The organism is Bilophila sp., from assembly GCF_057864385.1.
Genome location: NZ_DBMAFI010000127.1, coordinates 1 through 3,787, shown reverse-complemented (window position 1 = coordinate 3,787; position 3,787 = coordinate 1). Strand labels below are relative to the sequence as shown.

The window sequence follows — 3,787 nt, the reverse complement described above, 5'->3', positions numbered from 1 at the left end:
AGGGGGAAACTTTCTCCAGAAAGTTTCCCCCTCCCTTCCCCCGCAAACCTCTTACCCCCTTGCGCCATGAAAGTGTCCACAACGTCGCCCTTCTTCTCCGTAGCGCTGCTGGTGATATCCATGCTGTCGATCCAGTGCAGCGCGTCGCTTGCCAAGTCCGTTTTTCCGATCATCGGCCCTGAGGCGACGACGGCCCTGCGCCTTATGTTCGCGGCGCTGGTGCTGCTTCCGGTGATGCGCCCGTGGCGGGCGAAGCTCACCCGCAGCCAATGGCGGCCCATCATCCTCTACGGCCTGTCCACGGGCCTCATGAATATGTGCTTCTATCAGGCCATCAGCCGCATCCCGCTGGGCGTGGGCGTGGCGCTGGAGTTCACCGGGCCGCTGGCGATAGCCATGCTGGGTTCGCGCCGCCTCATCGACTTCCTGTGGATAGCGCTGGCTGTCGGCGGCCTGTTCCTGTTGTTGCCCATCCACGAATTTTCCGGCAATCTCGATCCCGTGGGCGTGGCCTTCGCGCTCGGAGCCGGGTTCTGCTGGGCCATGTACATCTTCTTCGGCAAGCGGGCCGGGAATGCCGGGGGCGGCGCATCCGTCTCGCTCGGCATGATCGTCGGGGCCTGCGCCATCCTGCCCTTCGGCGTGGCCTCGGCGGGGGCGTCCATGTTCTCCATGTCCGTACTCCCGCTGGCCCTGCTGCTCGGCGTATTCTCCTCGGCGCTGCCCTATGGGCTGGAAATCGTCGCCCTCAAGCAGCTTCCCGCGCAGACTTTCGGCATCCTGATGAGCATGGAACCCGTCCTCGCGGCCCTGTCGGGCATCATTTTCCTCGGAGAACAGCTCAACGTGGCTCAATGGGTAGCTCTGGCCTGCATCATTGTGGCCTCCATCGGCGCAACACTGACTATCCGCCGCAAAAGCTGACGCGGCGGCCCCTCAAGGAGAAGGCGATGAAGGTTCCCAAGAAACAGGCCGCCGTAATCCGCGCCGCCATTGAGGAATGGCGGGCATCCGGGCTTCTGGACGAAGAAACCGGCAAGCGGCTTCTCGACGACCTGACGCCTCTGCCCTTCGACTGGTACAGGCTTGGCCGCTATGCCTTGTGGGGCGCCCTTGCGTGCATACTCATCGGCGTGGCCGCCCTGCTCGGCGACGAACTGTTCCTTGAACTCATCAGCCGCCTTTTCGACATGACGCAACTGGGGCGCAGCCTGTTCCTGCTCCTTGCGGCGGCGGGCCTGTTCTTCTGGGGCATACGGCGGCGCAGGAGGGCCCCCCGGAAACGCCTGACCAATGAGGGCCTGTTTTTCCTCGGCGTGCTGGCCATTGCGGGCTCGCTCGCCTCACTCGCCGCATGGCTTTGTGCCTACGGCGGGGAACATATCGGCTCCAGCCTTTCCAGCCTGTTCCTGCTTGCCGCCGCCATATACGGCGCGCTGGGGCTGCTGCTCGATTCCCGACTGATCTGGGTTTTCGCCCTGCTCTCGTTCGGAAGCTGGCTCGGTGCCGAAACGGGGTACAGCTCCGGCTGGGGGGCCTATTATCTGGGGATGAATTACCCCATGCGCTTCGTGCTGCTCGGCCTGCTCCTGTGCGGGCTCTCCGTCCTCTTCAAACGCAATGCCCGCTGGGGCCGGCTGGCGGCCTTCGAGCGCAGCACGCTCTCGGTGGGCCTGCTCTATCTGTTCATCAGCCTGTGGATACTGTCTGTTTTCGGCGACTACGGCGACATGGCCTCATGGTATCGCGCCCGCCATATGGAACTGTTCCACTGGTCTCTCCTTTTCGGAGCGGCGGCCTGTGCCGCCATATGGCTCGGCGTGAAGGACGACGACGCCATGCTGCGGGGGTACGGGCTTGTCTTTTTGGGCCTGAACCTCTACACACGCTTCTTTGAATGGTTCTGGGACAGCCTCAACAAGGGGCTGTTCTTCATCATCGTCGGCCTCAGCCTCTGGGCCCTCGGCGCCCACGCCGAACGGCTCTGGAATCTGGGGAAAAAGCCCTCATCATCCCCAAAGGATGCCTGACATCATGAGCATGATCACGCTGTTTTCCGCCTTTATGGGCCTGTACGTCATCATCCGGCTTATCCTGCCCTCCGGCATGAATTGGCCCCTCAAATTCGTCCTCAGCCTCTTCGCGTTCGCCTGCGCCGAAAAGCTCCTCCTGACCAAACTCGTCTACGGCACGATGGGCGCGTTTATGCCCGAACCCGTACAGCTCGCCTCCGGCTACCTCCATTCCGCCGTAACCATCCTGTTCCTGCTGCTCGTGGTGCGGGACGCGCTCCTGCTCCTCACATGGCCTTTCCGCCGCTCCGCAGGCCGGCAGCGTAAAATTTTCTACGGGCATAAGGAAAAGAGGCCCGCATCGGGATTCTGGGCCTTCACGCTGGTGCTGCTCGCACTGGCCCTGTCCGGCTACGGCATGAGGGAAGCCCTGCGCGTCCCTTCCGTGCGTGAAGTCCGCATGCAAATCCCCGGCCTGCCTGACGCACTGAACGGGTTCCGCATCGCGCAGCTTTCCGATCTGCATATCGGCCCCACGTTCGGCAAGGCATGGCTGGCGGACGTGGTGGCCCGCACGGATTCGCTCAACCCCGATCTCATCGTCATCACCGGCGACGTGGTGGACGGCTCCCCGTCACGCCTTGCCGAAGACGTGGCCCCCTTAGCGGATCTCAAGGCCAAGTACGGCGTCATCCTCACGCCCGGCAACCACGAATATTATTCCGGGCTCCAACAATGGCTGCCCGTTTTCCAGAGCCTCGGCATGCGCGTACTCATGAACGAAAACACGCAAATCCGGGTCAGCGGCACGCCGCTCGCCATTGCCGGGGTGACGGACACGGCCGCCCTCAACTGGGGGCTGGAAGGCCCTGATCCCGAAAAGGCGCTCTCCGGCCTCTCCAAGGACATCGCCAAGATCATGCTCTCGCACCGCCCTTCGCTCGCGCCGGAAAGCGCCAAGGCCGGGGCCTCGCTCCAGCTTTCCGGGCACACGCACGGCGGGCTCGTCCTGCCCATCGCCCCCCTCATTGCGGCGTTTAACGGCGGCTATGTCAGCGGGCCCTATACCGTGGATGGGATGCCGCTTTACGTCAGCAGGGGCTCAGGGCTTTGGGGCGGCATGCCGCTGCGACTGTTCGTCCCCTCGGAAATCACCTTCATTACACTGACCGGAACGGGATTCGACGCAAACTGACGCCCTGCGGCGGGGGAAAAGATGCCTCCCCCGTCCGCGCCAATCGTTTTTTTGCATTCTCTCATGGGAGAACTTCGCCTTCCCGTTGACACCGGAGGATCGGCAGTGCTAGCATTCTCGCTTATAAATCAATAACTACCGGGCAGGTAAAAACGATGACCGATGACGCGCCCACTTCCAGAGCAAACATTGTCCTGCATCTGGACAACGGGGCTGAGATGCAGTTTTCCGGGCGTCCCTTCGCCGGGGGTTCGTGGTTTGACGAAGAAACCGGCGAATTGACGCGCCAGAAGCTTTATGCCACGGAATCCGGCGAGCATATTTATTCCATCGTGACCGGCAAAGGGCAGCAGCGCAGCCGCCGGGCCTACCGCGTTTCCCTGCATGGCGAAGCCTGCACCATCAACGACGGGCGCACCGAGATGACCCTTGATCTCGATATGCTCATGCTGGCTGTCCGGGCCCTCTCCGGCCTTGAAAAGGACGACGCCCCCACCCTCGACATGGTTGAGGAAACCCTCCGCGCCGCGAATTGCTGAAAAAATTGGGGAGGGGGAAGGGAGCCTTTTGAAAAAGGCCC

General features: G+C 62.6%; 4 protein-coding genes. All 4 read left to right on the top strand.

The window, feature by feature from the left end; all coding sequences use genetic code 11:
- The first annotated feature begins 66 nt into the window (after positions 1–66).
- Complete coding sequence (locus ACZM8Y_RS17895) at positions 67–924, top strand: EamA family transporter (protein WP_302552980.1); 858 nt, start codon at positions 67–69, stop codon at positions 922–924.
- A gap of 26 nt (positions 925–950) precedes the next feature.
- Entirely contained in the window at positions 951–2,030 is a 1,080-nt protein-coding gene (locus ACZM8Y_RS17890; RefSeq protein ID WP_482334763.1) for a DUF2157 domain-containing protein, read from the top strand.
- Positions 2,023–3,207: a metallophosphoesterase gene (locus tag ACZM8Y_RS17885; protein WP_489501982.1), complete on the top strand. Its 1,185-nt coding sequence runs from the start codon at positions 2,023–2,025 to the stop codon at positions 3,205–3,207. The genes ACZM8Y_RS17890 and ACZM8Y_RS17885 overlap by 8 nt, the downstream gene beginning before the upstream one ends.
- 155 nt (positions 3,208–3,362) lie before the next feature.
- Positions 3,363–3,746 carry a hypothetical protein gene (locus ACZM8Y_RS17880; protein ID WP_302552983.1) on the top strand — a complete coding sequence of 128 codons (384 nt, stop codon included), beginning with the start codon at positions 3,363–3,365 and terminating at the stop codon, positions 3,744–3,746.
- Positions 3,747–3,787 lie beyond the last annotated feature (41 nt).

Bases quoted from the DNA above. Each gene is read 5' to 3' on its own strand.
- ACZM8Y_RS17895 (WP_302552980.1), top strand. From the start codon at position 67: ATGAAAGTGTCCACAACGTCGCCCTTCTTCTCCGTAGCGCTGCTGGTG.
- ACZM8Y_RS17885 (WP_489501982.1), top strand. From the start codon at position 2,023: ATGCCTGACATCATGAGCATGATCACGCTGTTTTCCGCCTTTATGGGC.
- ACZM8Y_RS17890 (WP_482334763.1), top strand. From the start codon at position 951: ATGAAGGTTCCCAAGAAACAGGCCGCCGTAATCCGCGCCGCCATTGAG.
- ACZM8Y_RS17880 (WP_302552983.1), top strand. From the start codon at position 3,363: ATGACCGATGACGCGCCCACTTCCAGAGCAAACATTGTCCTGCATCTG.